General features: G+C 65.8%; 1 pseudogene. It reads left to right on the top strand.

Going from position 1 to position 234, the window contains the following annotated elements:
* Nucleotides 1–234 (top strand): annotated as a pseudogene (locus tag AC0L2F_RS35990) (glutamine synthetase family protein); the annotation flags it as partial.

Raw genomic sequence — 234 nt, 5'->3', positions numbered from 1 at the left:
GCCCTGTTCTGCCGCAGCACGCGGGGCGTGGCGCTCAAACACGGTTACCGCGCCAGCTTCATGGCCAAGCCTTACCTGCAATTTCCCGGCAGTGGCATGCACGTGCATGTGAGCCTGTATGACGGCGCCGGCAACAACATGCTGGCGGCGCACCAGCAGCAACCGCTGCGCCACGCCGTGGCCGGTTGCCTGGCGTTGCTCCCCCACTGCATGCCGATCTTTTCGCCCAACCAC

The organism is Bradyrhizobium sp. Ken64 (assembly GCF_055807555.1).
The sequence above is the reverse complement of the archived record's forward strand: the minus strand, read 5'-3'. Positions and strand labels throughout refer to the sequence as shown.